We start from the raw sequence: 455 nt of genomic DNA, 5'->3' as shown, positions 1-455 counted from the left end.
TCAGATCCAGCTCCAAACAAAAAAGAAGTTTATCTTTATACTGGTGAAGATGCAGATGTTGATATCACATTTAATGACGATTCTGGAAAAATTAAATCAGCTTCACTTAAAAAAGGTGGAAATATTGCCTTAAATAATATTGATGGTAATCCAGATAAACAAGATAACGAATGGGGTTACACTGTAACAGCGATTAGTTCTGAAACAAATACCCCAGCAAAAATCAAAGTAACAGGACAAGTTTCTGGTATTGCTGAAAATAGATTACCAAAAACAGAATCAGATTCATTAGAACTTGTAACTCGTTTTGCAACAGCAACAGATACAGATGATGCAGTGCTTTATAATAACGCAACCAAAACTAAGAAAAATGGAGAGGCTGTTGGTTCTTACTTAACTGACCCAGGTGCAGTAACTTTCGTATTAAAAGCACAAACTAAGAAATATGATATTAA

Annotated in this window: 1 protein-coding gene; it reads left to right on the top strand. The window is 33.4% G+C overall.

The features are described from left to right. On the top strand, positions 1 to 455 hold a 455-nt coding region (locus tag HMPREF2837_RS11425), incomplete at both ends, for a hypothetical protein (protein ID WP_186823202.1).

It is taken from the genome of Streptococcus sp. HMSC071D03, from assembly GCF_001812125.1.
Classification (GTDB): Bacteria; Bacillota; Bacilli; order Lactobacillales; family Streptococcaceae; genus Streptococcus; species Streptococcus pseudopneumoniae_N.
The sequence above is the reverse complement of the archived record's forward strand: the minus strand, read 5'-3'. Positions and strand labels throughout refer to the sequence as shown.